Annotated in this window: 3 protein-coding genes; all 3 read right to left on the minus strand. The window is 55.3% G+C overall.

Annotated elements, in window-relative coordinates:
* Positions 1-1,069: CoA transferase (locus AC1DSG_RS29760; RefSeq protein ID WP_477794068.1), on the minus strand; the 1,069-nt coding region annotated here is incomplete at its 3' end.
* A complete protein-coding gene (locus AC1DSG_RS29765; protein ID WP_477794069.1) occupies positions 1,066-1,569 on the minus strand; it encodes a MaoC family dehydratase in 504 nt (167 codons plus the stop codon). The genes AC1DSG_RS29765 and AC1DSG_RS29760, both read right to left, overlap by 4 nt.
* Before the next feature lie 36 nt (positions 1,570-1,605).
* A partial coding sequence (locus tag AC1DSG_RS29770; RefSeq protein ID WP_477794070.1) for an aldehyde dehydrogenase occupies positions 1,606-2,964 on the minus strand: 1,359 nt, incomplete at its 5' end.

Here is a 2,964-nt window from a genome sequence, read left to right on the forward strand (position 1 = left end):
GCGGCGTACCGGCCGCCAAATGATCACCAACGCCAGGCGTCTGAATTCGCTCGAAGATGGGGTTTTCCAAAGAGACGCGGTTGTCTTCCTGGAGCAACTGTCGCACGGTGCGGTAAGGCCCGTAAGCGACTCCATGTTGGGTAAAGTGTGCTTCGATTTCAGCCAGCGATCTTTTGAAGCACCACTGTTTGATCAACGCGGCCAGCAATTCGCGACCTTCGAACCGATCAGCTTCGCTGTCAAAGTTCACTCCCAGAGCCACTTCCAAGGATTGCACTGCGTTCTGCAAATCGCAGGCTTTCACCAACGCGCGCCATTGACGCGACGAGATGGCCACGATCATCACGCGCCGGCCGTCTGAGGTTGCAAAATCGTGTCCAAAGGCGCCGTACAGGTAATTGCCGAGTGATTCACGCGGCTGTGCAATCAGCTCGGACTCCGTCAACAGACCAAGATGAGATAGCGTCGAGAACGCACTGTCGGACAGAGCCAACCTAATCTCAGCGCCCTCTCCGCTGCTTTGACGGCGAGCTAAAGCAGCTACGATTGCGGTCGCAGCCTGGTTGGCACAGATGACATCCCATGCAGGTAGCGTGTGATTAACCGGCCGATCGGGTGAGCCCGACCCCGTCAACATCGGATAACCAGTGGCGCAGTTAACGGTGTAATCCACCGCCGTACTCCCATCGAAATTACCCTCGATGGTGCAAGAGATCAGATCAGGCCGAAGCTCTGAAAGAGTTTTGTGACTCAGCCAAGGCGTACCGATATTGGTCAGCAGAATGCCTCCTGCCTCACCCGGTGCACCTACAAGACGCTGAAGCAGTTCTCGTCCTTCAGGGCGTTTTATATCGATCGCAACAGATTTCTTAGCCTTGTTTAGGCTTGTCCAGTAGATGCTGCGACCCTCTGGCATCATCGGCAGACGCTGGTAGTCAATACCTCCGCCAATCAAATCCACCCGGATGACCTCGGCGCCCAGTTGCGCCAAGGTCATCCCGCACAGAGGAGCAGCAATAAAAGCCGAGCTTTCGATCACCCGTACGCCCTTGAGCAGATCGTAATTCATGAGCGTTCAGCCCTCTGAGAACGAAGGTCGATCGCGTTCTGCCGAGTGGGTACGAGGCAGGCACGCACGAAGCTCATGCACACCGTACCGTCCTGGTTAAACGCTTCGGTTCGGGTTGTAACAATGCCCTGCCCCGGCCTCTTTACGCTTTCGCGCACTTCTGTTACTTCAGAGCGGGCATAGAGTGTGTCGCCAGGAAAAACCGGGGCACTGAGAGTGATGTCCTTCCAACCCAAGTTGGCGATCGCATTGAGGCTGACGTCATCAACGGTCAGGCCCAATACGATCGCAACGGTGAGACCACTGTTGATCAGGGGGCGACCGAACTCACTCATTGAGGCAAAGTTACTGTCGCAATGCAGCGGGTGGCGATTCATCGTCATGAGACTGAACTGGATGTTGTCCGCCTCTGTGACAGTCCTACCCGGCCAGTGACGATAGGAATCACCGACCTTGAAGTCCTCAAGAAAACGCCCGGGCATTGGAAATTGAGTTTTCATCATTCTTGTCCTTATTTTTGGAACAGCTCTGATTGGTCAGCCGAGAACGAAAGGATCTGGCGTTTCAAGCGCAGTACTGATCCAGACACTCTTGGTCTGCAGGTAGGAGTAGATAGCGTCCTGGCCATTTTCATGACCGATACCCGAGCGCTTGAATCCGCCAAACGGAGCCATGTAGCTCACCGCGCGATACATGTTCACCCAGACCATCCCAGCCTGAAGACGCTCGGACATCATCAAGGAGCGGCGCATGTTCTGAGTCCAGACGCCAGCGGCCAATCCATAGGGGCTGTCGTTCGCGATAGCGATGGCGTCCTCTTCATCCTTGAATGGGATGATGCTCAGCACAGGGCCGAAGACTTCCTCACGTGCAATGCGCATCTGGTTGTTAACCCCGGTGAAGATCGTCGGTTCAACGAAGAGGCCATTCCCGCACTCAGGCTTGGTCGAAGGGCTGCCCCCCAAGCGGCATACCGCACCTTCATCTTTGGCGATGGCGATGTAGTCCAGAATTTTTTGATACTGCGCGGGGGTAGTTACCGGGCCAACCTGGGTAGTAGGCAACATCGGATCACCCATCTTCGCGGTGCGTGCGAAGGCGAGCAGCTTTTCCACGAACTCATCGTGGATCGATTCTTGAACGAGCAGGCGAGAACCAGCTACGCATGTCTGCCCTGTTGCAGCCATGATCCCTCCTACCACGCCTTTAACAGCGTTATCGAGGTTGGCATCGTCGAACACGATGTTGGGTGACTTGCCGCCGAGTTCCAGAGTGACCTTTTTGAAATTCCTGGCTGCAGATTCGTAGATTTTCTGCCCGCCATATTCACTACCGGTAAATGCGATCTTCGCTACGTCTGGATGAGTCACCAGCGGCTCGCCAACTTCCAGACCGAACCCGGTGACGACGTTCACTACGCCTGCTGGAAAGCCCGCTTTTTCAACGAGCTTCGCAAGTTCCAGAGCCGAGGCCGAGGTGAACTCCGACGGCTTGAGCACAAACGTGTTACCTGCCGCCAAGCCAGGTGCAAGCTTATTCACGGCTAGCAACAGTGGCGAGTTCCAGGCGGTTATGGCTACACAAACGCCAAGAGGCTCGTAGCGAGTAAATGTAAACGTATCGGCCTTATCGATTGGCAACACCCCACCTTCGATCTTGTCAGCAAGGCCGCCAAAATAATAAAAATACTGAGGTAGGTAGCGAACCTGGCCACGCATTTCGGCGAGCAGCTTGCCGTTGTCTGCTACTTCAGTGGCGGCCAGATGCTCTACGTTTTCTGCGATGAGATCGCCCAGCCGGCGCAACAGTTGACCCCGCGCGCTTGGCTTCATTTTTGACCATTCGGGAGAATTGAAAGCAGCTTTCGCTGCAGCCACTGCACGCTCTGCATCGGC

The organism is Pseudomonas sp. P5_A12, assembly GCF_056400685.1.

What these genes read in the sequence shown, in the direction of transcription:
- AC1DSG_RS29765 (WP_477794069.1), bottom strand. Translation starts at nt 1,569, where the DNA reads ATGAAAACTCAATTTCCAATGCCCGGGCGTTTTCTTGAGGACTTCAAG.